This window comes from Streptomyces sp. DSM 42067 (assembly GCF_055792885.1).
Map to the genome: position 1 here is coordinate 458,858 of NZ_CM147706.1, position 25,676 is coordinate 484,533.

A 25,676-nucleotide genomic window follows, 5' to 3' on the forward strand; every position below is an offset into this window, starting at 1 on the left:
TATTCTCGTATCCGAAGAACTCTCTTACACTCGGTGCATGTCAGACCTCTGGAGCGATCTTCTCGACTGCCTCGGCCTGCGTGCGCTTCCGTCGCCGCCCCCACAACCGGGCACGGGTGGGGCGGGCGTACAGCCCCCGAGCCCTCAGTCCGCCCGCCTGGTCTTCGAAGGCCCCAACCAGCAACTGAGCTACCACCGACTGTTCGGCGGGCAGCTTCTGGCCCAGTTCGTCCGCGCCGCGACACTGGCCTGCCCCGACAAGGCCGTCAAGTCCCTCCATGTGCTGTTCCCGCGCGCCGGCCGTACGGATGAGACCGTCCGCTATGAGGCAGAGTGCCTGCACGAGGGCGGCACGTTCGCCACCTGGACGATCGTCGCCCGGCAGCGGTCGGGCGTGGTGGCCACGGCGTCGGTGTCGATGCATGCCGACGAGGACGGACCCGACCACCAGACCGTGGCCCCCGTGGCCGCTCCCCTGCCCCCGGAGCACCGGGTGGAGCTCGATCTGCTGCCATGGGAAACGCGGGCGTCCGCCGATCTCGACGCCCCTGCGGCGCAGCCGCCGGAACTCGACCTGTGGATGCGCACGCCGGAAGCCGACCCCCACCTCGCCCCCGCCCTGCTCGCGTACGCCACGGACCTGACCCTCATCGGCACGGCGCTCCGCCCGCTCGAGGGAGTCAGCCAGCAGGACGCCGGAAAGGCTTTCACCTCAGCGGTCACCTCGCACACCGTGTGGTTCCACCGGCCCTTCCGTACCGACGAGTGGCTGCTGCTCCGCCAGCACTCTCCGCTCGTGGCGCACGGCCGCTGCCACGGCCGCGGTGACGTGCTCACCGCCGACGGCTCCCTCGTCGCGTCGTACGCACAAGAGGCCCTGCTGCGTTTTCGTCCGGCAGACCGCCCGGCAGAGCAGCCCTCCTCGTAGCCTGGCCGACGAGGCGGGGGCACCCCCCGTGGGTGCCCCCGCAGTCCGAGCAGGTCGTCAGAAGCGCTCGGTCAGCCTCACGGCGCAGCCACCTCGATCACCAAGGCCGATCCCATCCCACCGCCCGCGCACATCGACGCGACGCCGATCCCGCCCCCGCGGCGCCGCAGCTCGTGCACGAGCGTGACGAGCATGCGGCCGCCGGTGGCGGCCACCGGGTGGCCGAGGGAGCAGCCGCTGCCGTTGACATTGACCCTGTCCGGGTCGAGGTCGAGGAGGCGCACGGTCGCGACGCACATGGAGGCGAAGGCTTCGTTGATCTCGTAGAGGTCGACGTCTCCGGTCGAAAGACCGGCGCGGGCGAGGGCCTTGGGGATCGCCTGGACGGGGGCGAGCCCGGTGTCGGCGGGGTCGACGCCGACGGATGCCCAGGAGCGCACGGTGGCCAGGGCGGGCAGGCCCAGCCGGTCGCTGGCGACGGCCAGGACGGCGGCGCCGTCATTGCCGCCCGCGGCGTTGCCCGCCGTGATGCTGAACCCCTCGATCTCCGGGTGCAGTGGTTTGAGCGCGGCCAGCTTCTCCAACGACGTGTCGCGGCGCGGGTGTTCGTCGATCCGGAACGGGCCGTACGGCGTGTCGACGGGTACGGTCTCCGCGTCGAAGCGGCCCTCGTCGATGGCGCGTACGGCGTTGCGGTGCGAGCGCAGCGCCCAGGCGTCCATCTCCTCCCGGCTGACGCCGGCCTGGACGGCGGCGTTCCAGCCGACTGTGATCGACATGTCGAGGTTGGGGGCGTCCGGCCGCTCCGGGTGGGTGGGCGGCATCCATTGGTCCGTCCACTCACCGGCCACCCGGAAGCGCGACCTGGGCGCGGTGGAGGCGGAGTTGACGCCGCCGGCGACGACGACCTCGTCCATCCCGGCACGCACGGAGGCGGCGGCGGACTGGACGGCGGCGAGCCCGGCGGCGCAGTGCCGGTTGTGGGCCAGCCCAGGTACGGAGGTCAGGCCCGCGGTGATCGCGGCGTGGCGGGCGATGACGCCGCCACCGTACAGGCCCTCGCCGAGGACGACGTCGTCGATGCGATCCGGCTCGATGCCCAGTCCGGCGAGGCGCTCGGCTGCGGACCGGACGACGAGGTCTGCCAAGTCGTAGGCGGTGGTGTCGCGCAGCGTTCCCTTGAAGGCGGTACCGACGGGGGTGCGCAGGGCGGACACGATGACGGCTTCAGGCGCTTCAGGCATGGGTGGTCTCCAGGGAATCCAGGGTGTCCAGCTCGGCGAGGAGGGCGCGGCGCAGCAGCTTTCCGGTGTCGGTACGCGGCAGTTCGGGGCGGAAGACGATGGCGTCGGGGGTCTTGGAGGTGCGCAGTCGGGCCTTGGCCCACTGCCGGATCTCGTCCGGGTCCCCGTCGCCGACGAGGACCGCGACGATCCGCTGCCCCCACTCCTCGTCCGGTACGCCGACGACGGCCGCCTCCATGACGCCGGGATGGGCGAGGAGGACGTCCTCGATCTCGGCGGGAGCGATGTTCTCGCCGCCGCGGATGATGGTGTCGTCGGCGCGCCCCTCGATGAAGAGATAGCCCTCCGCGTCCAGGCGGCCCCGGTCCCGGGTGGGGAACCAGCCGTCGGCGTCCAGGGCGCTGCGCCCCCGGTACTCGCCGGAGATCTGCTCCCCGCGCACGAACACCAGGCCGGTCTCGCCTGCTTCGCAGGGCTTGCCCTCCTCCGTGCGCACGGCGATCGCGACGCCGGGCAGGGCGCGCCCCACGGAGGTGAGCCGGTCCCGGACCGCCGGGTCGTCGGAGGCGACGGCGGCGCGGTGGTCCTCGGGTCCGAGGACGGCGATCGAGGAGGCGGTCTCGGTGAGCCCGTAGGCGTTGACGAAGTCGGTGGCCGGGAAGGCGCGCAGCGCCTTCTCGACGACGGTCCTCGGGGTGCGGGCGCCGCCGTAGGCGAGGCTGCGCAGGGTGGGCGTGCCGGCGTCGCCGCCGTCGGGCACGCGGTCGACGATGCGGGCCAGCATGGTCGGCACCAGCATCGCGTGGGTGACGCGCTCCGCGCGCACGGTGTCGAGCCACTCCTCCGCGTCGAACGCGGGCATGTAGACGACGCGGCGGCCCGTGTAGAGGTTGGACAGCAGGTTGGTCAGCCCGGCGACGTGGTAGGGCGGAACCGCCACCAGCGCCGCGTCGCCGTCCGCGGCCGAGGCGAACTCCAGGGTGTTCAGCACATAGGCGAGCAGGTGCTTGTGGCGCAGGAGGGCCGCTTTCGGCGCGGCGGTCGTACCGCTGGTGTAGAGGATGACGGCGACGGCGTCCTGGTCCCATGGCGCTTCCTGCTCCGGGCCGGGGTCCGACTCCGTCGGGGCGGCCAGCAAGTCGTCGAGGTCGTCGGGTCCCAGGACCAGAGCCCCGGGATGCCGCTCCTCGATCTCCTCCAACTGGTCGCTTCCCAGGCGGTAGTTGAGCGGCACGAAGGGGACGCCGACCAGGGCCGCTCCGAACAGCGCCACGGGATAGGCGAGGTGGTTGACCCCCCGGTAGAGGACGGCGGGCGCCTCACGGAAGCGCCCGGCGGCGCGGCGCGCAAGTCCCTGGAGTTCGGCGGCCGTCAGCGAACGGCCGCCACCCGTCACGGCCGCCCGCTCGCCGCCCGAAGCAGCCATCTCGAGAATCATCGTGATATTCATGAGAGTGCTATTCTCATGCTGGAAGAGCGGGACTTTCAAGAGTGGGGAGCATAGATGCAGATCACCGGGAGCTCCGCGATCGTGGTGGGCGGTGCAGGCGGCCTCGGCGAGGCGACCGTGCGCCGGCTGCACGCGGCAGGGGCGAAGGTCGTGGCCGCCGACCTCGCCGACGACAAGGGCAAGGCGCTCGAGCAGGAGCTGGGCATCCGTTACGTACGGACGGACGCCACCAGCGAGGAGAGCGTGCAGGCGGCGATCGCGGAGGCCGAGTCCGCGGGGCCGCTGCGTATCGTGGTGGACGTCCACGGCGGCCCCGCCAGCGGCGGACGTCTGGTCGGCAAGGACGGCAGCCCGCTCGACCTCGACGGCTTCCGCACGACCATCGAGGTCTATCTCACGGGCGTCTTCAACGTGATGCGCCTGGCCGCCGCCGCGATCGCCCGGCAGGAGCCCCTGGACAGCGGCTCCCGCGGCGTCATCGTCAACACCGCGTCCATCGCCGCTTTCGAGGGCCAGATCGGGCAGATCCCCTACGCCGCCGCCAAGGGCGGTGTGGCGAGCATGACGCTGGTCGCCGCACGCGACCTGTCGCCGCTCGGCATCCGGGTCCTCTCCGTCGCGCCGGGCACATTCCTCACCCCGGCCTACGGGCAGGCGGGCGACAAGCTGGAGGCGTACTGGGGGCCGCAGGTGCCGCATCCTCGGCGCATGGGCCGCCCGTCCGAGTACGCCGAACTCGTCCACCACCTCTGCGAGAACGACTACCTCAACGGCGAGGTCATCCGCCTGGACGGAGCACTCCGCTTCCCGCCCAAGTAACCACTGGCAGACGGCCGTCGGGTCGCACAGCCGAGGAGCCGAGAGAGAGGCAGGGTCAGGGGATGCGATCACAGGGCGCTTCGGCGGCCGGGCGGCCGTACCGCGTCGTCCAGTGGGCCACCGGAAACATCGGCAGCCGGGCGCTGCGGGCCACGATCCAGCATCCGCAGCTGGAGCTGGCCGGGGTGTACGTGCACACCCAGGCCAAAGCGGGCCGCGACGCCGGAGACCTGTGCGGTCTGCCTCCCGTCGGCGTCGCGGCCACCGACGACATCGAGGAGATCCTTGCGCTCGGCGCCGACTGCGTGCTCTACGCGCCACGCGAACTGGACGTCGAGGTCCTGTGCCGGCTGCTCGCGTCGGGCATCGACGTGGTGACGACACGGACCGACTTCCACCACCGTGACCGCCTCGACCCGGCGCTGCGCGAACCGGTCGAAGCCGCGTGCCGCAAGGGCGCATCCTCCCTGCACAGCACAGGGAGCAGCCCCGGGTTCATCACCGAAGCCGTACCGCTGGTACTCAGCTCGATCCAACGACGGCTGGACAGCCTGCTGATAGAGGAGTACGCCGATCTGTCCCGGCGCGACTCTCCGGCGCTCCTCTTCGAGGTGATGGCGTTCGGCAAGCCTCCGGCGGCGTTCGACGCCGGGCGGGTGGAGAACCTGGGAGCCAGTTTCGGCCCGTCGCTGCGACTGGTCGCCGACACCCTCGGCGTCCGGCTCGACGGGATCGAGGCAACCGGAGAAGTCGCCCGCGCACGCAGCCGCATCCACATCGCGGCCGGCACCATCGAGCCCGGGACGGTCGCCGCACAACGGATCACCGTGGCGGGCGTGCGCGACGGCCGCCCGGTGCTGCGCTTCCGGGCCAACTGGTACTGCGGCACCGACCTCGACCGCGACTGGGAACTCCGCAGCACCGGCTGGCACATCACGTTGGAGGGCGACGCACCCCTCGACATCGACATCCGCTTCCCCATCCCGCTGGAAAGGCTGGCGGCCGTGTCCCCGTCGTACACGGCCAACCGCGCCGTCAACGCCGTTCCCTACGTGTGCCAGGCACCCCCGGGCATCCGGACCACGGCGGACCTCCCACAGATCGTGGCCGCACTCGGCTGAAAGCCCCGCCGTGAACTCGCCTTCAGAGAGTGAGCATGGATATCGAACACGCGAAGGACATGGTGGCCCCGACGAGGGCCGTCGCGGTGGTGACCCGGCGATGAAGGCCGAGGACCAGTTCCATCTCGGCATCGTCGCCGAGGACTTCGAGGCGACCATGGCCGTTCTCTCGTCCCTGTTCGGGTACGAGTGGGGCGAGGAGGTCGGCGGACCGATCCCGGTCGCGCTGCCCACCGGTGAAGCCGTCCTGGAGCTCAGGTGCGCCTACTCGGTGACAACACCCCGGCTGGAGATCATCCGGAGCATCCCTGGGACCCTCTGGGAACCGGCGACCGGCACAGGTATCCATCACATCGGCTACTGGTCCGACGACGTGGCCGCGGACTCCGCCGAGCTCGTACGCCACGGTTACGTGACCGAGGCGACGCGGACGGGCCCCGACGGCACCCCGTTCTTCACCTTCCACCGCAGCGCGAACGGATTTCGTATCGAGCTGGTGAGCCGGGCCGCGCAGCCGGGGCTGCAGCAGTGCTGGGCCGTCCCGAAAGGCGCCGTCCCGAAAGGCGCGGCGTGATGTCCCTTCCGTGCGGGCTGAGATCTGACAGGAGGAATCGATGACGACTGTGGGCATCGCGACCGGCGGCGGCCGCGGGATGGGGCTTGCGTGCGCGCAACGCCTCACCGGCATGGTGGACACGGTCCTGCTCGTCGACCGGGACGAGGCGACCGTGACCGCCGCCGCCAAAGAACTGTCGGCCGCAGGCCGAGGAGCCGCCGTCGAGCCCTTCGTCCTCGACATCACCGATGGTGACGGCCTCGCCCGGCTCGCCACCCACGTCCGCGATCTCGGCACACTCCGGGCCATCGCCCACGCCGCAGGCATCTCACCCACCATGGCCGACTGGCGCCGGATCTTCACCGTCGACCTCGTCGGGACGGCGATGCTGGCCGAGGCACTCCGCCCGCTCGCCACCGCCGGGACGGCGATGGTGTGCTTCGCCTCGATGGCGCCGCTGCTCGACCCCACCGAGCCGGATCCCGCTGCCCTCGCGGCCCTGGACGACCCGCTCGACGAGCAGTTCCTGGACCGGATCCACGATGCTCTCGGTCCGGCCATCGAGGACACCGGAGTGGCGTACGCGTGGGCCAAGCGCGGCGTCCACCGCTTCGTGCAGCAGGAGGCCGTACGGCTGGGGCCGTTGGGCGCGCGCGTCTGCTCGGTCTCCCCCGGTGTCATCGACACACCTCAGGGGCGGCAGGAGGCAGAGAGCCACCCGTTCATGGAGGTGCTCGTGCAGCGGACGCCGCTCGGGCGCCAAGGGCGCCCCGAGGAGGTCGCGGCCGTGGTCGCCTTCGCACTGTCGGACGAAGCCGGTTTCCTCAACGGCGTCGATCTCCTCGTCGACGGCGGCGTGTGCGCGGCACTGCACGGGCCGGCCGGTCGGCAGTAACCACACGGCGGGATCCATCCGCAGGAGAGCAACGAGGCTCGGTGAGAGGGGACACATGGCTGCGCCACGAATGGTGACCGGACGTACCGCCGACGGAAAGGGACACGTCGTCAGCGGCGGTCCGGCTCCGTGCGTGCCGGCGACCGAAGAGGTGCCGGGCTTCCAGACCGTACAGAACGGCACCGTGCACGGATGGTGCACCTCGTCCCACGAGCTCGAACTCGTCGCGTGCGCGGTCCTGGGCGCCGAGGCGGCTGAGGCGTCGTCATCGCGGGACGAGGTGCAGGAGGCGGCCCGATGACGGCCGCACCGATGACACCGAGCCGGTACGCCCGTCACACGCCGGACGCTCCGGCGATCATCATGGGATCGAGCGGCGAGGTGGTGACCTACGCGCAGTTGGAGGAGCGGTCGGCGCGCTTCGCCCAGGCGCTGCGGTCACGTGGTCTCGGCGTCGGCGACCACATCGCGATCCTCATGGAGAACAACCGCGCGTATCTGGAGGTCGCGTGGGCCGCGCAACGCTCGGGCCTGCACTACACGGCGCTCAACAGCCACCTCCGCCCGGGCGAGGTGCAGTACGTCCTCGACGACTGCGGCGCCGTCGCGCTCGTGACCAGCGAGGCGCTGGCCGACGTCGTCGCCGGCCTGGACCTCTCCCGCATCCCGGTGCGGGTGGCGGCGACCGGCGAACTCGCGGCATTCGAACGCTACGAGGACGTGCTGGCCGGAGAGTCCGCGGAGCCGCTCCCGGACGAGTGCGAGGGCCGCGAGATGCTGTACTCGTCGGGTACGACCGGCCGGCCCAAGGGCGTGTGCAAGCCGCTGCCGGGCACGCCGTTCGGTGATCCGTCGTCGGCTCCCGCGCAGATCGCGCGTGGTCTCCTCATGCTGGGCGCCTCAGCGGACTCGGTGTATCTGTCGCCCGCACCTCTGTATCACGGCGCGCCGCTCGTCTTCTCGATGTCGATGCACCGCATCGGCGCGACGGTCGTGGTGATGGAGAAATTCGACGCCCGCCGGTGTCTCGAGCTCATCGAGCGCCACCGGGTGACGCACGTGCAGTTCGTACCGACGATGTTCGTACGGCTGCTCCGCCTGCCCGAGGAGGAGCGCGAGCGCTGGGACCTGTCGAGCCTGCGCAACGTCACCCATGGGGCGGCGCCGTGCCCCGTCGCGGTGAAGCGGCAGATGATCGACTGGCTGGGGCCGATCGTCCACGAGTACTACTCGGGGACCGAGGACGTCGGCAACACGCACATCACATCGGAGGAGTGGCTGGCCCATCCCGGTTCGGTCGGCAGGCCGATGCAGGAATGTCACATCGTCGGTGAGGACGGTGAGGAGCTGCCGCTGGGCAAGGCGGGTGTCGTGTACTTCGGGGGTGGCCGCCCGTTCGAGTACCACAACGATCCCGGCAAGACCGCGTCGATCACCCACCCCAAGGGGTGGCGGACGCTCGGGGACATCGGGTACCTCGACGGCGACGGCTACCTCTACCTCACCGACCGCCAGGCCCACACGATCATTTCCGGCGGCGTGAACATCTATCCGCAGGAAGCCGAGGACGTCCTCACCGGCCATCCGGCCGTGGTCGACGTCGCCGTGATAGGCGTGCCCGACGACGAGATGGGCGAGGCGGTCAAGGCGATCGTGCAACCCGTCGACCGTGCCGCCGCCGGTGCGGACCTTGAGGCGGAGCTGCTTGCCCACTGCCGCGCGGCGCTGGCGACGTACAAGTGCCCGCGGACCGTCGACTTCGTCGACGAACTGCCCCGCGACCCCAACGGCAAGCTGTACAAACGCCTCCTGCGCGAGCACTACGGAGCAGACGGCATCCGGACGACGGAGTGACCGCCGCCGAACACACCATGCGCGCTAATCGGGACGAAGGCTCCGGAGAAACAGCTGCACCGCGCTCCGAGTGTGGCGTTCCTGCTCGGCGGGATCGCGCACGACGCCGAAGGAGGCGTGGCGTGCGGGTACGACCGAGACCATCCCGAGGAAGTGCTCGGCGAGCATCTCGGGGTCGTCGGCGACGATCGTGCCCGCGGCCGCATGCCGGTTCAGCAGGTCGACCACGAGCTGCCGGCGTGGCCACACCCCTGCGCCATACACCCGGCGGGCGATCTCGGGAAAGCGCGCCGCATGGGCGACGGCGAGCTGCCCGAGCTTGATCATCGACGGGTCGAGCGTCCGGCGCACGGCGGCGTGCGCGATGGCGGTCAACGCCCCTTCGAGGTCGTCGGGCTCCGGTGGGGGCGGTTCCTGCACGGGCCAGTCGGTGCGCTGGATCGCCCATGCGAGCACGGAGCTGAAGACGGCCTCCTTGCCCGGGAAACGGGCGTAGAGCGAGGCCTTGGTGGTGCCTGCCGCCGCGGCGATCGCGTCCATGGTGGTGCCGTCGTAGCCGTGCTCCAGGAACAGCTGGAGGGCGCACTCGCGGACGTTCTCGTCCAGCTGCCTGGCCTGCTCGCGAGTGGGCCGGCCGCCGCGGCGAGGCCGGGTGCCGCCCGGGTGTGGGCGGGATCGGGGCGGCGTCGTCATTCTCCGAAGTCTGCCAGAACCGCTCTCTGGACCGTAACTAGACCTATCAGTATAGTTTTTTGGGATCCCCAGGAGAGCTGGAGGCTCTATGTCAAAGACGACGAACCAGCGGGATTCCATCGAGGCGTTGGACGCCCGCTTCCAGCAACGGCGAAAGCAGGTGCCCGTGTTGGACCGGCGGGCCGAGGCAGAGGGCATCAAGACGATCCGGGCACGCGAGGACATGATCCCGCTGCTCTTCCCGCACACGACGTACAAGAGCTATCCCGAGTCGCTCATCGCGAAGGGCCGCTGGGCGCAGCTGAACCGCTGGCTCGACTCCCTGTCGACCTACCGCGTCACCGACGTCGACGTGTCCGGTGTCGAGGACATCGACGGCTGGATCGAGCGGCTCGAGTCAGCCGGGCACCTGGTGTCGAGCTCCAGCGGCACGAGCGGCAAGAGCTCGTTCCTGAACAAGACCCGGCGCGACCGCGAGGCCTCGCAGCAGAACCAGATGGCCTGCCTGGCCGATGCCGGCATCCCGGCCGAGCGCACGTGGCACGTCATCCCCGTGGGACCGGAGACCGGCCTCAGCGCGCACAACGCATCCCGCGAGATGCTCATCGCCGCCTACGCGCGCCCCGACGCTATCCCCGTGCCCCGCACGCAGGGCCGCAAGGACCACTACCGCTACACGACCCGCCTTGCCGCCATCCGCAAGGCCATGGCGGACGGGACGGCCGAACCGGACGAGATCGCGGAGGTCGAGGCGGCCGGCGCCCAGCGGCAGAGGGAGACCGAGGAACGCCTGCACCACTTCGCGGAGCACATCCTCAAGCGACGCGGCGAGCGGATCTTCTTCAACTCCATGGTCGCGCCGCTGTTCCGGCTGTGCGAGATCCTGAAGGAGTCGGGTGCGTCGGAAGGCGACATCACCGGTGAGAACGCACTGATGACCGGCGGCGGCCTGAAGGGCAACGCGCTGCCGCCGGACTATCAGGCGCAGATCTACCGCATGCTGAACATCACGCCTGCCCGGCATCTGCAGTATTACTCGATGCAGGAGCTGAACCTGCGCAACCCCAAGTGCCTCGAGGGGCGTTACCACGTACCCGAGGGGCTCGTCCTTTTCGTGCTCGACAAGGACGGGGAGTCGCCGGCGCCGGAGTCCGACGGTCAGGTCGAGGGCCGCGCCGCGTTCTTCGACCTCACCATCGACGGGCGGTGGGGCGGGACGATGAGCGGAGACAAGATCCTCGTCGATCTCCGCGCCTGCCCGTGCGGCCGACCGGGGCAGACCATCTTCCCGGAGATCACCCGGTACGCCGACCTGCGCGATGACGACAAGATCACCTGCGCCGGCACGATCGACGCCTACGTCCGCGGCTTCGTCGCGGAATGAGCGGAGGGTTCATGAGCACGGCAACCACGCACGCCCCCGCCGGCACGAAAATCCGGGTGCCCCACTTCGTGCGGGGCCGCCTCGTCTGGGGCGAGGACACCGAGTACCTCTCGCGCGACTTCGGCGTTCCGTTCGTCACGCCACGGCTCCAGCTCACCGAACTATTCGAGCCGCGCGCCCGGTTGGGGCCGGCGTTCGACGTGCCGGTGGCGGAGATCATCGACTTCCTCGTCGAGACCGCGAAGCATCTCACTCTCGAGAAGAACGCGTATCTGCAGGAGTCACTCGAGATGACCCTGCAGGTGAGTGCCCTGCCGCGGCGCATCATCGAGAACACCTTCCAGCGGCCGGGACAGTTCCTGACGCGGGAGGCACTGGAGTACCGCCTCGAGCGCACCTTCGGCGGCACCGATGTCCTCGACGGCTGGGTGGAGCGCACCGACCCCAACGGCCACGTCAGCCGGGTCCGCGCCTTCCCGCCACGGCTGGTCCACATGCTCGCCGGAAACTCCCCGAGCGCGGCCATGACGTCGATCGCGGACGCCGCGCTGGTCAAGGCGGTCAACGTGTTCAAAATGCCGTCGGCCGACCCGTTCACCACCGTCGCGGTGCTGCGCACCATGGCGGACATCGAACCCGACCACCCCGTGCTCCGGTCGATGTCCGCCGTGTACTGGCGCGGCGGCGACGCGAAGGTAGAGGGCGTGCTGTACCGCTCCCAGTACTTCGACAAGCTCGTCGCCTGGGGCGGCGGCGACGCCATCGCGAACGCCGCGAAGTACGTCGGGCCCGGCTTCCAGCTGATCTCCTTCGACCCGAAGGTGTCGATGTCGGTCATCGGCAGGGAGGCCTTCGCGTCCGAGCAGACCCTGCGAGAAGTGGCCGAGCTGGCAGCCACGGACGCCACCGTCTTCAACCAGGACGCGTGCCTCGCCGCCCGCCACATCTGTGTCGAGGGCGACATCGAGCAGGTCGACCGGTTCTGCGTCCTGCTCTGCGAACGGCTCGGAGTCGACCGGGAGTTCGCGTCGGCGGTAGGGCCGAAGCCTTCGGGCGACATCCGCGAGGCGGTGGACGGCCTGCGCTTCCTGGACCCCGAGTACCGGATCTGGGGCGACTACGACGGCCGCGGCCTCGTCGTGCGCTCGCCGGAACCGGTCGACTTCCACCCCACGAACAAGACCGTCAACGTCGTGCCGGTCGCCAACATGCTCGACGCCGCCGCCTTCGCCACGGTGGCGACACAGACGGTCGGGGTCTATCCGTCGCACCGTAAAGTGGAGCTCCGCGACCGCCTCGCCACCGCCGGCGTGCAGCGCGTGGTGAAGCTCGGCAGCGCCCTCACCGGCAGCATGGGCTCGCCGCACGACGGCATGTATCCGTTGCACCGGTTCGTCAACTGGGTGGTCGACGACGATGCCTGACGCGGCACAGGGAGGGGGTATGCGGCTGCGTGTGCTCGGCCGGTCCGGTCTGCGCGTCAGCGAACTGTGCCTCGGCACGATGACGTTCGGCACGGAATGGGGCTTCGGCGCGGAGGAGGCGACGTGCCGGGAGATCTACGACGCATTCCGCGAAGCGGGCGGCAACTTCGTGGACACCGCCGACGTCTACACCGAGGGCGCGAGCGAGACGATCACCGGGCGCCTGATCGCGGCGGAACGCGACGCCATCGTGCTCGGCACCAAGTACACGCTGCCGACTGACAAGAACGACCCGAACTCCGGGGGCAACCACCGCAAGAGCCTGCGGCGCAGCGTCGAGACCAGCCTGCGCCGCCTGGGCACGGACTACGTGGACCTGCTGTGGGTGCACGCGTGGGACCAGTGCACGCCGGCCGAGGAGACCCTGCGGGCGCTCGACGACCTCGTACGCGCCGGCAAGGTACTGGCCATCGGCGTGAGCAACACACCCGCATGGGTGATCGCCCGCTCCGACGCCATCGCCGAGCTGCGCGGCTGGACCTCCTTCTGCGCCCTGCAGCTCGAGTACTCGCTGGCCGCACGCACCCCCGATCGCGAGCTCCTGCCCATGGCTCGCACGCTCGGCCTCGCGATCTCCGCGTGGAGCCCGCTCGCACGCGGCCTCCTGGCCCGGGAGCCCGCTGCGGGCGATGCCGAGCGGCTGTCCCCATCCCTGGCGCGGGCGTTGAACATCGCCAAGGAGATCGCCGCGGAACTCGGCACAACGCCCGCGCAGGTCGCCCTCGCATGGGTCCTGCAGCATGGCCTCATGCCGGTGATCGGCGCACGCACCGTGACACAGATCCGCGACAACCTGACCGCGGTGAGCGTCCGGCTCGACACATCGCAGCTCGAACGCCTCGATGCCGCCACACGCGTCCGTGACGGCTACCCGCACGACTTCCTGCAGAGGCACAGCGCCGCCCTCGCGCCACCTGCGTGACGTGTTCCCTCGCTCCCTGGGCCCCGTCAGGAAGCGGTCTTCGGCTTGCCGTCGTTGCCGTACTCGCCCCGCGTGACGGTGACGGCGAGCAGGGCCATGTCGTCGTCCGCGCCGCCGCTCCCGGTGTGCTGGTGTACGTCGTCGACCACGGCGTTCAACACGGCGTCAGGGCCGGCGAAGCGGCGGCCTGCGAGGCCGGTGACCGGGTCGTAGAAGACTCCGGCACGGTCGCGTGCCTCGGTGACGCCGTCCGTGTACAGCAGCAGTGTGGCGCCTTCGGGGAAGGGGACGGCGTCCACCGCGGCCCGGTCCGGCTCGGCGTCCAGCACCGCCAGGCCGAGTGGAAGCGCCGCCCTGGACGGCTCGGCGGCCCGAACCGTGCCGTCCGGCAGGAGCAGAAGTGGCGCTGGGTGACCGCGATTGACCAGTCTGACCATGTCGCCGGAGGGCGCGATCTCGGCCAGGAGAGCGGTGATGAAGCCTTCCTGCCGGTCCAGACTCGGCCGCGACTCGACCTCGCGCATCAGAGAGCGCTCCAGTCTTCGCCAGACTCCGTCCAGCGTGGGTTCGTCGTGAGCGGCCTCGCGGAACGCCCCGAGGACGAGGGCGACGGCCTCGACCGCGCCCAGGCCCTTCCCCCGTACGTCGCCGATGATGCAGCGCAGCCCCTGCGCTGTCTTCTGGACGCCGTACAGATCACCGCCGATCTGCGCCTCCTTCAGCGCGGCCTCGTAGCGTACGGCGATCCTGAACGGGCCGATACGGTTCCGGGGGCGCGGCAGTACCGCGTTCTGCACGACCGTGGCGATCCCGCGCGCCGAGCGCAGCCGTACATCACGGTGGTACAGCAGGCGATTGATCACCACGGCCATGACCGCGACGGCCACGATCGACGCCAGTTCCGTCAGCCCGTCCTGATGGTCCAGAAAGCCGAAATGGGCCAGCACGGCCGCGTCGACCACACATGCGGCGAGGCCGGTCAGCACGGTTCCCCACAGCGACATCAGCGGGGCCGCGATGATGGGCGCGGCCGCGTAGAAGGCGGTCGCGCTGAACTTCGGCGGGGTCAGTACGTCCAGCACGCCGCCGCCGATCAGCAGGATGAAGGGGAGCAGCCGGAGGCGGCGCACCATGCCGCGTTCCATGTCGATACGGGGCTCACCGGCACTCCCCACGTCCGTGCTCCCGTCGTCTGGGGCTGTCCCCTCAGACTTGCCGGGACCCCGCCCTCCGGCCAGCGGTGCCCACCCCGTGGGTGAACTGATTACGCCGAAGCCGCACGCGCGCCGGGCCCCGATTCCAGGGCGGTTGCCGTCAGCGCCCAGCGCGGAAACTGCGGCAGGGCCACGTCGCAGGGATGAAGGTCAGCTGCTCACGGCCGTCGGCGGTGAGACGGACCGGGCTTGGAGCCGCGTCGAAGCCGTGGTCCTTCAGCGCGGTGAGGTGGGCGTGGATGGCACGCGCGTTCGGCGGCGCCGGCCGCTCCACCAGGGCGTTTCGGCGGAACACCGCGCCTGCGTTCACCGTGCAACCGGCCAGCGCCTCGTTGTCCGCTCCGCCTCCCCGTCGGCGCTGAGCAGGTCGAGGGTGAGCGCGGCGGTCCAGGAGAAGTGGAGCGTGCCGCGGCCCTCGCCGCTGTACGGATCGATGTACTCGGAGAACCGGGAGGCCCCTGCGGCCGTCAGGAAGGACGCGCGCAGTGAATCCGCCCGTCCCACGCGTTTGTGCATGCGCAGTGCGCGCTCGATGAGCCAGGCGGTGTTGAACCAGGCGGGTCCGCGCCAGTACCGCGAGCGGTCGAAGGCGTGACCGGCCAGGTCGTAGCTGGGCACCAGGTCGGTGGCCCGGGCGTGGAAGTGGGGTCCGGACAGGCTCTGCAGGAGCTGCTCGACGATGTCGGCCCGCAGGCCGGGGACGATGAGCGGGATCAGCCCGGCCACGCTGCGCTCGCGGATCAGTTCGTCGGCGGCCAGGTCCCGGACGAGGAACATGCCGGTCTCCGCGTCCCACAGGCGTGCCACGAGTGTGTCGGTGAGCCGCTCGGCGTGGGCCGCGTGGACGGCGGGGTCGGCACCCACGGCGGCGGCGATGCGGGCGAGGGCCAGTTCACTGACGATGAGGAGGGAGTTAACGGCGGGGTCCTCGACGGCGAAGTGGTGCACGGCGGCGTGGTCGTCGTAACCGTGGTCGCGGTAGTCGAGGGCAAGCCGCACGTAGCGGCCGTAGTCGAGGTCTGTGGGCCGGTCGGCGGCCGAGCCGTGGTCGAGGTCAGCGCGCCGGAAGGTGCCCGGGGCAGCCGGTTCGACGCGTGCGAGCGGGCTGTCCCAGCAGGGGCTGTTGTCCATGCCCGCTTCCCAGGGATGCACCATTGCCGTGAGGCCGGCGCCCGCCAGGTCCCGACAGCGGAGCAGATAGCGGTGCCAGGCGGTGAGCCGGGGGTACACGCGCGCGAGGAAGCCGCGGCGTTCGGACTCCATCGGGTCCGCGCGGTGCACGAGCCAGGCGGCCAGGGCGTGGACGGGCGGCTGCACGATGCCCGATGTCTCGGCGACGGCCGGGGCACCGGCTGCCTTTCCGGCGCGCGACGACTGCCAGAAGTCCGGGCTCGGGAAGTACGCGCCCAGAGGGAGGGCGGGGTTGAAGACGATGTGCGGGATCCGGCCGTCGCCCCACTGGGCGGCGAGCAGCGTCTCCAGTTCGCACTGGGCCCGGCGCACCGACAGGTGCCGCAGCCCGATCGCGATGAAGGCGGAGTCCCAGCTCCACTGGTGCGGGTAGAGGCTGCGCGACGGGACAGTGGAGGTACCCGTCCAGTTGTCGAGCAGGACCCGCGCCGCACCGCGCCACAGTGCCAGGTGGGCGGACCGGGTGGGCGTGGGTGGACCCGCGACTGCCCTCACGCGCCAGACCTCCGCGAGGAGGCAGCGGTGGCGTGGAAGGACCCGGGCTTCTGCCGCTCGGGATGCCGGGGACTACGACCCCGAATTGAGGAGTGGATACGTAACGGCAGGTCGTCGGCGGGCAGTTCGGCATCTGCCTGCTCGGCCGCCTCCGCACGGCGGGGACCGCTGAACTGCACGACGCGTTCCACGAAGCGCTCCGAAGAGTTGGGGAACCACCGGTTATGACGAGAGTATCCACAACTTTTGTCTTGTCAACGAACAAAAGTGATGTTGTGATGCGGTGTGGAGCGGTTTCAGTAGACGAAAGTCGCAGATGGGGACACGCGCGCGACTCGTCGGCGCCGCGGCGATGGTCGTCGACTTCCTCTACTCCCCCGACCGCGCCGACACCCGCCTCGCCGCCCTCAACCGCTGACACGTTGAACCGTCCTGACACGCAAGGGGCTCATCGTCACCGACCTGGAGCGGGCGCGCGCGAAACGGGAGCCGCTGACGCGAAACAGCGGGCACTGAAAGTACGATCAACCAATGTCTGACACGACCGAAACCATGCCCGGCTGGCTGTCTCCCGACGAACTCGAACAGGCGCGCGCAAGCATGCCGATCCTTTACGTCGAAGCCGTGCCGGTGCGAGTCGACGGCAGCGGCGAAGTCACCAGCATCGGACTGCTGCTCCGTATCGGGCCCGACGGGACGGTCAGCCGCACCCTGGTCTCCGGGCGGGTACTGCACCATGAGCGGGTCCGGGATGCCCTGCTGCGCCATCTGGAGAAGGACCTCGGCCCGGTGGCGCTCCCTCAAGTCCCGCCCTCCTTGCAGCCCTTCACCGTTGCCGAGTACTTCCCGACCCAAGGGGTCACGCCTTTCCACGATCCCCGCCAGCACGCGGTGTCCCTCGCCTACATCGTCCCGGTGGCCGGCGACTGCCGCCCCCGGCAGGACGCCCTCGACCTGGTCTGGTTCAGCCCGCAGGAAGCCTCGTCGCCGCTGGTCCAGAATGAGATGCCCGGCGGGCACGGAGTCCTCCTCAAGCAGGCCCTCGCACACGTCGGCTGCCTGTCCTGAAAGAGGGCGCCGGTCCGCCCTCCTGCACGGTGGCCGGACCTGAGCCTGGACACCAGCACCGCTGTGGCCCTCTCCGATCTCACTGGCCGGTCAGGTCGGCCACGAGCCGGGCAGTGGTGGGAGTGGGGAGGTCTTGGGCCTTGGCGATGCGGAGTACGGCGCCGGCGATGGCGTCCAGCTCGATCGAACGGTCGGCTTCGGCGTCCCGTTGCATGGAGGACTTCATGGTGGCGGGTACGCGGTCGAAGAAACCGAGGACCGCGTCGGCGTCGGCAGGCGCGCCCGCCGCGCGGGCGACAGCGGTGATCTCGCGGATCACGGTGAGCAACTCCTGCCGGTGCTCGGTGCGTACTGTGCCGACGTCCGTGCGGTGACGTGTGGTCATGAGCGCGAAGGGCGCGAGGAAGACGAGCTTGTCCCAGAGCATCGCCGTCTCGTCGTCGCGGACGGCCACATCGAGGCCCGCTCGTCGCAACTGCTCGGCAAAAACGTCAAGGCGGTCGCGCAGCGCGGTGTGGCCGGCCAGCTCGACGGAGGCGAAGGGGCTGGTGTGCTCGATCTGCCCTGGTGCGACGCGGGTGGACTCCACACGGATGGTGGCGGCCACCACCTGTTCGGCGGGATAGCGCTCACGGAGCAGGTCGAGGTGTTCGATGCCGTTGAGCAGAGGTACGACCAGGCCACCGCCGAGGGCTTCTCTGCCGACGCGGTCCAGCGCCGAGGCAAGCGCCGTCTCCTTGACCGTGATCAGGCATGCGTCCACCGGCTCGCGCAGGACGGTGTCGGCCTCCACCGGCACGGTGAACTTGCCATAGCGCTCGCTGGAGACCGTGAGGCCGTCCCGCCGCAGAGCATCCGCCGTGTCCTGACCGGCGATGCACAGCACACGGTGTCCTGCACGGGCAAGGAGTGCGCCTACGAGTCCCCCGACACCGCCGGGCCCGAGCACCGCGACGGTGGGACCTGACGTGCTCATATTTCCTCCTGCCTCCGACGCTCTTCGTTCGTCACGAGTTATACTCGTGACGTGATCGAACGCGCAACCTTCGACGACCTGACGGCGGCAGACCTGGAGTTCAGGTTCCGCTCCGGACGGCTCTGCCTGGCCTTCGCCGGCACCGTCGGAGCGCGCTGGCGCGACGGCGGCTTCGACCGCCTGCGCACTCCCGCGGACCTGGCGCGCTGGTACGTCGAGGCCGGGCTTCTGGACGATGCGGTCCCGGTCACGGAGGCCGGCCTCGTCAGGGCGCGCACACTGCGTGAGGCCGTCTACCGGGCGGCCAAGGCGCTGATGGCGGGCGAGTCTCCCGCCGCGGCGGACGAGGAGACCATCAACGCAGCCGCGGCCGAGCCTCCGCTGGTCCCCCGGATGCAGGGCACAATCGCGACCCTCGCCGTACCGGTCGCCGGCGCCGAAGGAGCCGCGCTCAGTACCGTGGCGCGGGACGCCATCGAGCTCTTCACCACCGCGGAGGCCGAGCGCATCAGGGAATGCGAAAGCGACGAGTGCTCACTGCTGTTCGTGGACCTCAGCCGCCCGGGCAGGCGGCGCTGGTGCTCCAGCACGGCCTGCGGCGGCAAGGAGAGAGCCGCCAACTACCGTCAACGGCAACGGAACCGGCCGCGCCACTAGGGCGTGTTCGGTGGCTCGCGCCAGGTCGTCGCCGCGCCCGGTCTGCCGGGCCGGCCAGACTGTTGTCCTTCGCCGATGCTGAGCATGTGACCGGGCGGGCGAGGTCACGGCCTCTTCCTGCGTGCGCGGTACTGGCCCCAACTCCTCGGCCTGAAGCCCGACCCTGGCTGTCGCCATGCTCCCAGCCACTGCCGCAGGGCGCTGTCGCGGTTCGGGTATGGGCGGTGGAGCCGCCGTTGGCAGGCTGGACGACGGAGTCGGCTCGGAGCGTGATCGGCTCGGGCAGTCCGGTGGTGCGGTTGACCGGCCTGCGCGCACCTGACACCGCCACGAGCGGCGCCCCGGTCGTGGCGGAAGCCGCGGCCGAGTCGGTGTCCGTCGGGTGGAGTTCGCGCCGCTCGCGTCCACCCGCTGCTGGCGAAAAACACCCGGCCGCGCGACGCCGCCGAGACGGCCCGCCAGCTCCAGGCCGTCGCCGCCTCCGCGTCAACCGCGACGGAGCGAGCTCCGCCGCACTCCTGACCAACTACCCGAAGCGGGTCTGACCCTGTTGTCGCGTTGGCAGGTCCGGCCGGTCCGCATCCTGCCTGCTCAGCAGTTCCGCTGCCTGGTGCTGCGTGTGTGCGGCTGCCCTCTGGGCTTCCGCTACGACGTCTCCGCGTTCGCGTACCAAGTCCTCATAGATCGGCAGGTGATCGTTTCCGGTGGGGGTGCGTGTCACAGTTCCGGTCCTTCCGCTGTCATGTTTCTTGCCCTCGCCGTGGCCTGGGCAACGTGCTCGGCGGGCGTCAGCCGTTGCTCGTACCGGGCAGCAGTACGAAGGTGCTCGCCACCTGTTTATGCCAGGCGTGGGCGAGTGCCCGTAATGCCGTCAGGCCTGGTTGAGACGGGCAGCGATCCCATGCCCGATCAGCAAATACATGACAGCGGGGAGACCGTAATTAAGGACAACGCGTAGACCTTCTGTGTCCATCGTGAAAATGTCCTGCGCCCATCCGGCCAGCCAGCCCGCCGTTCCGTGCACGAAATCGACGAATGCATTCCCTTGGTTCGCGTCGAGCAGGAAGAGCAGGATCCACAAGCCCAGCCAACCGGCCGCGATGTCGGCGATCGTGCAAACCGCGAGGGCTGCCCTCCGTGCAGCGGCCTGGTTACGCACGGAGCGGTCGGGCCCCGAAGGCTGCTCGTACGTCTGGTATCCGGAAACCGGGTCGGTGCTCACAAGAATCCGATCTGATGCGTTGTTCTGTCGACAGGGTCGCCCATGGAGCCGGAGACAGCCTTGGGTGGTGACCCTCTTCTGCCTACTTCTGCGTCATGCAAAGGCGACCGCGTTACACCGTCACCGGTAACAGCCCAAATATGGCGGCCTATTCGGGCACATACCCAAATGTTCACGCGCGAAGGTACATTTGCGGATGGCTTGGAAGAGGCTGTCCCGTATGGCCATCACCTCAGGTTGAGGAGGGTTTTATGCCGCGCCAATGGCCGGCGAGGCTCGGTCGGCCGTAGAGGCCGCATGTCTGCCCTCCTGCGACGCGAAGATGCCCCCTGGACATCGACTCGGACGCCTCCGTCGGCAGGGCGCTGGCGGTCGCGCCCAGCGGGCCTTTCCAGACAAGCTGCGGACTGCGGCCGAGTCGGCGCGGGTGCTGAATCCGGCTCTGGACGCCGGGGGCCCTCAGCCGACCCAGGCTGCGCACCACCGCGACCACCGTCGGCTACCCCGCCTCCGTGCTCGGTCTACTCGGCGTGGCCGTCGCCGGTCCGGCCGACCACGGCCCGCTGGGGCTGCCGACCGCAGCCCTGGCCATCTTCCTTGCCGGCGCGACGCTACTCCGTGCGGCCCGCATGGCAAGCGGCCATCGGGCCGGCTGAGTCGGCTGCCACGGAATTGTGGCGCCGCTGTGCGTGAGCCTCGGCATTGTGACGGCTCGCCAGTTCAACCGGCGGGTTGTTCCGGTCTGTTGGACTGGTGGCGGGCAGACTGAGGGCCCCGTCTGTCGGGCTGCCGCGGGTGGTGAGGCAGTGCTGGAGGCAGCCGATCACCCGGTTGAAGAGTCTGTGCCGAGCGGCGGTGTGGCGGTCTCCGTCGTTGCGTCGTCGGTCATATTGGGCCATGGCGCCGGGTGAGGCTGGTCAAGGCGGAGAAGGCCTACACAGCCGGGCCGCCATGAGTAGGCTCCGCCTGACTCGTTGCGGCCACCGCGATAGCCGCCGTCGGTAGCGAGCGTCCGCCATAGATGGTGCGGAGGTGGTGAGTGTGGTGCGGCGCTCCGGATCGCCGCCGAGATGAGCCCTGCACGCCATGGCTGTCCCGTAGCTGCCGGTCACGGACAACATGATCTTGGTGTGGCTGGTGAGATCACGGCGTCGGAGTCGACCTGGATAGCCCCGTACACCGGGCTTGGCCCCGCAGTTTCGGGAAGTTGGTGACCGCGCTACGCCGTGAGGGTGCGGACGCGGCGCGACGGGGACGACCGTGGCTCTGCCCCTGTAGGACCGCGTACTGCTGGTCGCCGTGTACTGGCACACGAACTTGACGCTTCGCCAGCTCGTTCCGCTCTTCGGCATCTCGAAGTCCGCCGCGGACCGCATCATCGCCCAGCTCCGTCCGACGCTCGCGCTCCGGCCGCGCCAGCGGTTCCGCAAGGGCACCGTCCTCATCGTGGACGGCAGCCTCGTACCCACCCGCGACCCCACGGTGGCCGCAACAGTCCAAGAACTACCGCCCGACGCACGTAATGGTTCGGGCCACGAAGGCCCGCAACCGGGGAATCCTGGCCGTCCAGCGAACCGCCTGGACGGCATTCGTGGAGTACGCCAAGCAGGGATAGTGCTGGGGGTGTTCTGTCGGGCCTCTGAGACGAGCAGCCGCGTAAGCCCCCGAATCAAGGGGTTCTGCGAAGAGATCCCGATCAGCCCGCCACACCGCGCCTGCTGCTGTTCGGCGCGTAGCCGAAGCTGCCTAGCGCTCGGCGGTGCCCCAGTGCTGCGTCGGTGCGCCGCGTTACCAGCGAGGTCCGCACGGGCAGTCAGCCTCGTGTACCGCTGGGTCGTGGAAGGAGCGATCGCGCTGCTGCACTGGTTCCGCCGCCTGCGCATCCGCTGGGAGATCCGCGACGACATCCACCACGCGTTCGTCACCCTCGGATGCGCCGTCATCTGCTGGCGACGACTCCGCACCGCACTTTGTCGGTAGTGAGGGCAGGCAATGCGCCCCAGGAGATGGCCTGCTCGATGCGTCAGAACGCATACGTAGCAGTCGGTCCCGCGCAGCCTCACATCCGGGATCTCAGCACGTCGACCTCACAGCCCGGCGCGAAGGGGTCGAAGCCGTGCTCGATCAGCCATCGAACTGCCAGCAGGCTTCGCAACGACCACCACGCGTGGATCACGTCGAGGTCGATGTCGATGCCATAGCCGGCGATGACGTCGTCGAGGTGCTCCTCGTGTCCGAGCGTGAAGGTGGCGAGGTCGTACAGGGCATCACCCTGGCCCGCCTCGGACCAGTCGATGATGCCCGTGACCTCGTCGCCTTCGACGAAGACGTGCGCGATCTGCAGGTCGCCGTGCGTGAACGCCGGAGTCCACGGCCGGAGCGCGGCCTCGGCGACCTGGCGGTTGCGGGTGACCAGGTCGGCGGGCAGGACGCCGTTCGTCACGAGCCGCTTGCACTCGTCGTCGAGTTCCGCCGCCAGCGCGACGATGCTCCGGCCGGCCCGGCCCGGCAGGGGCGGCAGGGGCGCTTCGTGCAGCTTCCGGATGGCGGCGCCCGCCGCGGCCCACGCCGCCGGCGACCCGGTCGACGGCCCGCCGAGACGCCCGAGCGTCGTCCCAGGGAGTGCGGCGATCGCGAGCACGGGCGGCTTGCGCCACAGGACCTCCGGGGTCGGGACCGGCGCCAGGGCCATCGCCTCGACCTCGACGTCGATGCGCGCCTGATCGGCGTCCACCTTCAGGAACACGTCGCCGACGCGCAGGGTCGCGCGCTCGGAATGGGCGACGACGACTTTGACCTCATCCATGGGCGACAAGTATCCCGGGAATGATCGTCGACGTCGCCGGGTTCATCGCGTGCGATTGCGCGGCTGACCGCGTCCCGCTACCCGGCGGCCTCGTGCGCGACACCGACCGCTGACCAGATCAAGCCCACCACTTTTGTTGGGAGCCCTAAGTCACCACGGGAGGCACCTGCTGACCGGACTTTGCGATGTCCCTTTGTTTTCAGGGCAGTTGAGATCACGTGTTGGGAGCCTGGATGTGGTCCTCCCATGTGCAGCGGGCCACCCGCCGTGGCGTCGCCGTGGCGGCGGACGATGTCTTACCCATCGGCAGCAGCGCGGCGGACTCTCCGATAGTCGTGGATGCGTCCGGCTGCATGCATATGGGCGGTGAGCGCGGCCCTCTTGGGAGAGGTGCCCTGCCTGGCGGCGAGCTCAAGCAGGCGGTCGGCGTCCTGATCGCGGTCGGCTTCACGCAGCAGGATGACCAGGTCGGCGAGGTCCTCGACCGTCCGCTCGGCCACGTGGGACAGCAACTTGTCCAGGTTGCCGTGCCAGGCAGACACCAGTTTCCCAAGATCCGGCACCGTCCTTTCGTCTGCGGCCGTCTTCAGCAGGTCGGTTGCTGTCCGGTGCCCGTCCGGAACCAAGGCCAGCAGGGTGAGGAACTCGGCGGGGCTGCTTCGGATACCGACGGCACGCAACAGGTCCGCCCGGGCTGGGGTGGAGTCCTCGGTGAGCAGCGCAACGACCTCGGGAGCGGGGCGTAGCGCCCCCGCTTCGGCCATGACCTGCTGGCTGAGCTCGTCGTGGCCGCTTTCCTTGAGCTGCCGGGCAGTCTCCGCCACACCGTCAGGCGTGGTCATGTCCTTGGCAATGATCTCAGCCCGTCGTGCAACCTCGGTGGGATGCACGGCCTGGCGCAGCCACAAGGCCGCGAGCGTGGGATTGCCCATCTCCGCCGGGCCGGTCAGCTCGGTAGGCATGTGCTGCAGTTCGCCGGTCCACCAGGCATGCAGGCGCTCGTACAGAACGGAGACCTCGCGGTAGACCGCGCGGAGCACCTTCTCCAGTTCGCCCACCCGGTTCTCCAAGTCCCGAATGCGTGCCCGTAGCTCGTCCCTTGCGGGCTCGCGGTCGGTGGTGCCGCCGCTGGTGGTGGTCTGGCCGCTGGAGTCGCTGCCGCCGCCGGTGGCGCCTTCCAGCCCGGCGAGTTGGCTGCGGAGCACCTCAAGCCTTTTCAGGGCTTGAGCATGCTCTTGTCGCAGGCGGACCGCCTCGGTCCTGTGCCGTTCCAACTCGCCGACCAAGCGCTGGTGTTCCGCCTCTCGTGGTCGCTTCACCTGCTGGGCCTCCTTGTACAGAACGTCCAGCTCGCCTACTTGCTGCGGGGCAAGGTCGGGATGCAGGTCTTGGATGGTGGCCAGCAGGAGTTCGAACATGGCAGAAGGCGGCAATCGGTCCTCGCTGAAGTAGCGTGAGAGCCTTCCCGGACTGACGTGCATGGCGTCTGCCAGGTCCTGCCGGCGGAGGGGCCGGACCAGTTCGTACATCTTGAGCTTGAGCTGGTAGACCTCCTCACTGCGGAAATCCTGCCGCTTCGGTTCCTTCGGCTGCCGTCCGCCCGGCCCCCGTTCCGGGCCATCCGCTCCCTGGCCGGGGCCGCTAGGGTCGACCGGTCCATCGGGGCCATCCAGTCCACCGTTTACGTCCGGGTCAGGATCCGCTTCCGGTACACGGCCCACGGCGGCCAGCGGGTCCAGTTCGATCGGGGCGGTCCACTGGTCATCGCGGCTCGGGAAGTCGTCCGAAGGGTCCGAGAACCAGTATTCGGCGGGCTCGGGAAACGCCTGCGGTCCGTTGGCCGGCGATGAAGGCCCCGGCTCGTCCGGATCATCCGGGCCCGGTGGATTCGGATCGCGCGGCCCCTGCGGCGGCCCTCCCATGCTTGGCCCCATGTCCCCTTGCCCCCCATGTTGTTGCGGATTGCTGCGGCAACAACTGTGCTGGGAAGGTGCCCCGTTGAGCAACAAATGGGCGCGCTGATGTCATCGCTTCAGAAGCACACACGACGACGGAGGGAAGCTCATGGGAAGCAGGGAGCAGGTGTGTCGCCTTCTTAGGCGGCTCCGGGTGGTTGCGGTGATGAGCCTAGTCAGCGGCATGGCCTATGGCTGCGGTAACGGGTTGGTCGGCCTGCTGCTGGAGCACTGGTGACGGCGGCCTGCTGGCCGTGCCTGACGGACGGCGGGGCAGTCCGCCTAAGTACAGCAGCAGCTCTGACGTACGGAGTGGTCAAAGACTCGGCTCCTGAGCATGACAGTTCCGCCGGTGCCTCTAAAGCGTGTTGCACAAGGCTGTGAGCTGGGCATCTCCTTGACATGGCCGTGGTCTTAAGGGCTGAGTGGGTGTGGGTGGAGACGTTCACCGGGCTACAGGTGGCGCAGTTTGCATGTCTGTTGAAGGTGGTGCGGGAGCGGGGCGAACGGCACCTTGCGGGGCCGGCCGTGGTCGCTGCCGTTGGCCGAGCGGGTGCTGATGGTCGCGGTGTACCACCGCACGAACCTGACCATGCGGCAGCTCAGCCCGCTGTTCGGTGTCGCTTCTTCCACGGTGTGCCGGGTCATTCAGCGGCTGGGTCCGCTGGTCGCGCTCGAGCCCGTCGCCCGCCCGGCCGATGCTCCGCCGAGCGCGCATCCGGCTGGGATGCCTCCGCTTTCC

General features: G+C 69.7%; 22 protein-coding genes and 4 pseudogenes. 16 read left to right on the top strand and 10 right to left on the bottom strand.

The features are described 5' to 3' along the window. The first annotated feature begins 37 nt into the window (after positions 1-37). Complete coding sequence (locus ACSMXV_RS02435) at positions 38-928, top strand: acyl-CoA thioesterase (RefSeq protein WP_473176040.1); 891 nt, start codon at positions 38-40, stop codon at positions 926-928. Positions 929-1,005: 77 nt separating this feature from the next. On the opposite strand, the gene ACSMXV_RS02440 is transcribed toward ACSMXV_RS02435, so the two are convergent. Together ACSMXV_RS02440 and ACSMXV_RS02445 are read right to left on the bottom strand one after the other, a co-directional pair. Next, entirely contained in the window at positions 1,006-2,172 is a 1,167-nt protein-coding gene (locus tag ACSMXV_RS02440) for a thiolase family protein (protein ID WP_473176041.1), read from the bottom strand. Next, positions 2,165-3,622, bottom strand: a complete 1,458-nt coding sequence (locus ACSMXV_RS02445) for a class I adenylate-forming enzyme family protein (protein WP_473176042.1) — start codon at positions 3,620-3,622, stop codon at positions 2,165-2,167. Before ACSMXV_RS02445 ends, ACSMXV_RS02440 begins: the two co-directional genes overlap by 8 nt. 54 nt (positions 3,623-3,676) lie before the next feature. Between ACSMXV_RS02445 and ACSMXV_RS02450 the strand changes: the two genes are divergently transcribed. The 6 genes from ACSMXV_RS02450 (at position 3,677) to ACSMXV_RS02475 (ending at position 8,867) form a co-directional block, all read left to right on the top strand. Then, positions 3,677-4,441, top strand: a complete 765-nt coding sequence (locus ACSMXV_RS02450) for an SDR family NAD(P)-dependent oxidoreductase (RefSeq protein WP_473176043.1) — start codon at positions 3,677-3,679, stop codon at positions 4,439-4,441. 62 nt (positions 4,442-4,503) lie between these two features. Further along, a complete protein-coding gene (locus ACSMXV_RS02455) occupies positions 4,504-5,562 on the top strand; it encodes an NAD(P)H-dependent amine dehydrogenase family protein (RefSeq protein WP_473176044.1) in 1,059 nt (352 codons plus the stop codon). 100 nt (positions 5,563-5,662) lie between these two features. Then, positions 5,663-6,136, top strand: coding sequence for a VOC family protein (locus ACSMXV_RS02460; protein ID WP_473176045.1), 474 nt, complete (start codon positions 5,663-5,665; stop codon positions 6,134-6,136). A gap of 40 nt (positions 6,137-6,176) precedes the next feature. Then, positions 6,177-7,013 (top strand): SDR family oxidoreductase, encoded by an 837-nt coding sequence (locus tag ACSMXV_RS02465; RefSeq protein ID WP_473176046.1) that lies wholly within the window; start codon positions 6,177-6,179, stop codon positions 7,011-7,013. Positions 7,014-7,068: 55 nt separating this feature from the next. Next, the gene (locus ACSMXV_RS02470) at positions 7,069-7,314 is read left to right on the top strand and encodes a hypothetical protein (RefSeq protein WP_473176047.1); all 246 of its coding nucleotides are present in this window, start codon (positions 7,069-7,071) and stop codon (positions 7,312-7,314) included. Further along, a complete protein-coding gene (locus ACSMXV_RS02475; RefSeq protein WP_473176048.1) occupies positions 7,311-8,867 on the top strand; it encodes an acyl-CoA synthetase in 1,557 nt (518 codons plus the stop codon). Before ACSMXV_RS02470 ends, ACSMXV_RS02475 begins: the two co-directional genes overlap by 4 nt. A 24-nt stretch (positions 8,868-8,891) precedes the next feature. On the opposite strand, the gene ACSMXV_RS02480 is transcribed toward ACSMXV_RS02475, so the two are convergent. Beyond that, complete coding sequence (locus ACSMXV_RS02480) at positions 8,892-9,560, bottom strand: TetR/AcrR family transcriptional regulator (RefSeq protein ID WP_473176049.1); 669 nt, start codon at positions 9,558-9,560, stop codon at positions 8,892-8,894. 88 nt (positions 9,561-9,648) lie between these two features. Between ACSMXV_RS02480 and ACSMXV_RS02485 the strand changes: the two genes are divergently transcribed. The 3 genes from ACSMXV_RS02485 to ACSMXV_RS02495 are packed head-to-tail and all read left to right on the top strand — an operon-like array spanning position 9,649 to position 13,350. After that, positions 9,649-10,944 (top strand): hypothetical protein, encoded by a 1,296-nt coding sequence (locus ACSMXV_RS02485; protein WP_473176050.1) that lies wholly within the window; start codon positions 9,649-9,651, stop codon positions 10,942-10,944. 11 nt (positions 10,945-10,955) lie between these two features. Further along, the gene (locus tag ACSMXV_RS02490; RefSeq protein ID WP_473176051.1) at positions 10,956-12,368 is read left to right on the top strand and encodes an acyl-CoA reductase; all 1,413 of its coding nucleotides are present in this window, start codon (positions 10,956-10,958) and stop codon (positions 12,366-12,368) included. A 19-nt stretch (positions 12,369-12,387) separates the two neighbouring features. Next, positions 12,388-13,350: an aldo/keto reductase gene (locus tag ACSMXV_RS02495; protein WP_473176052.1), complete on the top strand. Its 963-nt coding sequence runs from the start codon at positions 12,388-12,390 to the stop codon at positions 13,348-13,350. 26 nt (positions 13,351-13,376) lie between these two features. Here ACSMXV_RS02495 and ACSMXV_RS02500 read toward each other — a convergent pair whose 3' ends face one another. The 3 genes and pseudogenes from ACSMXV_RS02500 to ACSMXV_RS02510 form a co-directional block, all read right to left on the bottom strand. Continuing rightward, the gene (locus ACSMXV_RS02500) at positions 13,377-14,525 is read right to left on the bottom strand and encodes a PP2C family protein-serine/threonine phosphatase (protein ID WP_473176053.1); all 1,149 of its coding nucleotides are present in this window, start codon (positions 14,523-14,525) and stop codon (positions 13,377-13,379) included. A 119-nt stretch (positions 14,526-14,644) separates the two neighbouring features. After that, positions 14,645-14,955, bottom strand: a pseudogene (locus tag ACSMXV_RS02505) (hypothetical protein); the annotation flags it as partial. Beyond that, positions 14,871-16,250, bottom strand: a complete 1,380-nt coding sequence (locus ACSMXV_RS02510; RefSeq protein WP_473176054.1) for an MGH1-like glycoside hydrolase domain-containing protein — start codon at positions 16,248-16,250, stop codon at positions 14,871-14,873. The gene ACSMXV_RS02510 and the pseudogene ACSMXV_RS02505, both read right to left, overlap by 85 nt. Positions 16,251-16,781: 531 nt before the next feature. Between ACSMXV_RS02510 and ACSMXV_RS02515 the strand changes: the two genes are divergently transcribed. Further along, on the top strand, positions 16,782-17,318 hold the full coding sequence (locus ACSMXV_RS02515) for an NUDIX hydrolase family protein (protein WP_473176055.1): 537 nt from the start codon (positions 16,782-16,784) through the stop codon (positions 17,316-17,318). Between the two features lie 79 nt (positions 17,319-17,397). On the opposite strand, the gene ACSMXV_RS02520 is transcribed toward ACSMXV_RS02515, so the two are convergent. Next, the gene (locus ACSMXV_RS02520) at positions 17,398-18,294 is read right to left on the bottom strand and encodes a ketopantoate reductase family protein (RefSeq protein ID WP_473176056.1); all 897 of its coding nucleotides are present in this window, start codon (positions 18,292-18,294) and stop codon (positions 17,398-17,400) included. Positions 18,295-18,345: 51 nt separating this feature from the next. Between ACSMXV_RS02520 and ACSMXV_RS02525 the strand changes: the two genes are divergently transcribed. Beyond that, entirely contained in the window at positions 18,346-18,951 is a 606-nt protein-coding gene (locus tag ACSMXV_RS02525; protein ID WP_473176057.1) for a CGNR zinc finger domain-containing protein, read from the top strand. A gap of 871 nt (positions 18,952-19,822) precedes the next feature. On the opposite strand, the gene ACSMXV_RS02530 is transcribed toward ACSMXV_RS02525, so the two are convergent. Continuing rightward, on the bottom strand, positions 19,823-20,173 hold the full coding sequence (locus ACSMXV_RS02530) for a hypothetical protein (protein WP_473176058.1): 351 nt from the start codon (positions 20,171-20,173) through the stop codon (positions 19,823-19,825). 512 nt (positions 20,174-20,685) lie between these two features. Between ACSMXV_RS02530 and ACSMXV_RS02535 the strand changes: the two genes are divergently transcribed. The 3 genes and pseudogenes from ACSMXV_RS02535 to ACSMXV_RS02545 all read left to right on the top strand — a co-directional run. Next, positions 20,686-20,829: a hypothetical protein gene (locus tag ACSMXV_RS02535; protein ID WP_473176059.1), complete on the top strand. Its 144-nt coding sequence runs from the start codon at positions 20,686-20,688 to the stop codon at positions 20,827-20,829. A 474-nt stretch (positions 20,830-21,303) separates the two neighbouring features. Beyond that, positions 21,304-21,683: pseudogene (locus tag ACSMXV_RS02540) on the top strand (helix-turn-helix domain-containing protein); the annotation flags it as partial. 314 nt (positions 21,684-21,997) lie between these two features. Beyond that, a pseudogene (locus tag ACSMXV_RS02545) lies at positions 21,998-22,153 on the top strand (IS5/IS1182 family transposase); the annotation flags it as partial. 79 nt (positions 22,154-22,232) lie between these two features. On the opposite strand, the gene ACSMXV_RS02550 reads toward ACSMXV_RS02545, so the two are convergent. Then, positions 22,233-22,979, bottom strand: a complete 747-nt coding sequence (locus ACSMXV_RS02550) for a phosphotransferase family protein (protein ID WP_473176060.1) — start codon at positions 22,977-22,979, stop codon at positions 22,233-22,235. Between the two features lie 296 nt (positions 22,980-23,275). After that, positions 23,276-24,901: a hypothetical protein gene (locus ACSMXV_RS02555; RefSeq protein WP_473176061.1), complete on the bottom strand. Its 1,626-nt coding sequence runs from the start codon at positions 24,899-24,901 to the stop codon at positions 23,276-23,278. Positions 24,902-25,336: 435 nt separating this feature from the next. Between ACSMXV_RS02555 and ACSMXV_RS02560 the strand changes: the two are divergent. Then, a pseudogene (locus ACSMXV_RS02560) lies at positions 25,337-25,637 on the top strand (helix-turn-helix domain-containing protein); the annotation flags it as partial. Positions 25,638-25,676 lie beyond the last annotated feature (39 nt).

Coding starts and splice junctions, on each gene's coding strand:
- ACSMXV_RS02435 (WP_473176040.1), top strand. CDS start 38: ATGTCAGACCTCTGGAGCGATCTTCTCGACTGCCTCGGCCTGCGTGCG.
- ACSMXV_RS02440 (WP_473176041.1), bottom strand. CDS start 2,172: ATGCCTGAAGCGCCTGAAGCCGTCATCGTGTCCGCCCTGCGCACCCCC.
- ACSMXV_RS02445 (WP_473176042.1), bottom strand. CDS start 3,622: ATGAATATCACGATGATTCTCGAGATGGCTGCTTCGGGCGGCGAGCGG.
- ACSMXV_RS02450 (WP_473176043.1), top strand. CDS start 3,677: ATGCAGATCACCGGGAGCTCCGCGATCGTGGTGGGCGGTGCAGGCGGC.
- ACSMXV_RS02455 (WP_473176044.1), top strand. CDS start 4,504: ATGCGATCACAGGGCGCTTCGGCGGCCGGGCGGCCGTACCGCGTCGTC.
- ACSMXV_RS02460 (WP_473176045.1), top strand. CDS start 5,663: ATGAAGGCCGAGGACCAGTTCCATCTCGGCATCGTCGCCGAGGACTTC.
- ACSMXV_RS02465 (WP_473176046.1), top strand. CDS start 6,177: ATGACGACTGTGGGCATCGCGACCGGCGGCGGCCGCGGGATGGGGCTT.
- ACSMXV_RS02470 (WP_473176047.1), top strand. CDS start 7,069: ATGGCTGCGCCACGAATGGTGACCGGACGTACCGCCGACGGAAAGGGA.
- ACSMXV_RS02475 (WP_473176048.1), top strand. CDS start 7,311: ATGACGGCCGCACCGATGACACCGAGCCGGTACGCCCGTCACACGCCG.
- ACSMXV_RS02480 (WP_473176049.1), bottom strand. CDS start 9,560: ATGACGACGCCGCCCCGATCCCGCCCACACCCGGGCGGCACCCGGCCT.
- ACSMXV_RS02485 (WP_473176050.1), top strand. CDS start 9,649: ATGTCAAAGACGACGAACCAGCGGGATTCCATCGAGGCGTTGGACGCC.
- ACSMXV_RS02490 (WP_473176051.1), top strand. CDS start 10,956: ATGAGCACGGCAACCACGCACGCCCCCGCCGGCACGAAAATCCGGGTG.
- ACSMXV_RS02495 (WP_473176052.1), top strand. CDS start 12,388: ATGCGGCTGCGTGTGCTCGGCCGGTCCGGTCTGCGCGTCAGCGAACTG.
- ACSMXV_RS02515 (WP_473176055.1), top strand. CDS start 16,782: ATGTCTGACACGACCGAAACCATGCCCGGCTGGCTGTCTCCCGACGAA.
- ACSMXV_RS02520 (WP_473176056.1), bottom strand. CDS start 18,294: ATGAGCACGTCAGGTCCCACCGTCGCGGTGCTCGGGCCCGGCGGTGTC.
- ACSMXV_RS02550 (WP_473176060.1), bottom strand. CDS start 22,979: ATGGATGAGGTCAAAGTCGTCGTCGCCCATTCCGAGCGCGCGACCCTG.
- ACSMXV_RS02555 (WP_473176061.1), bottom strand. CDS start 24,901: ATGGGAGGGCCGCCGCAGGGGCCGCGCGATCCGAATCCACCGGGCCCG.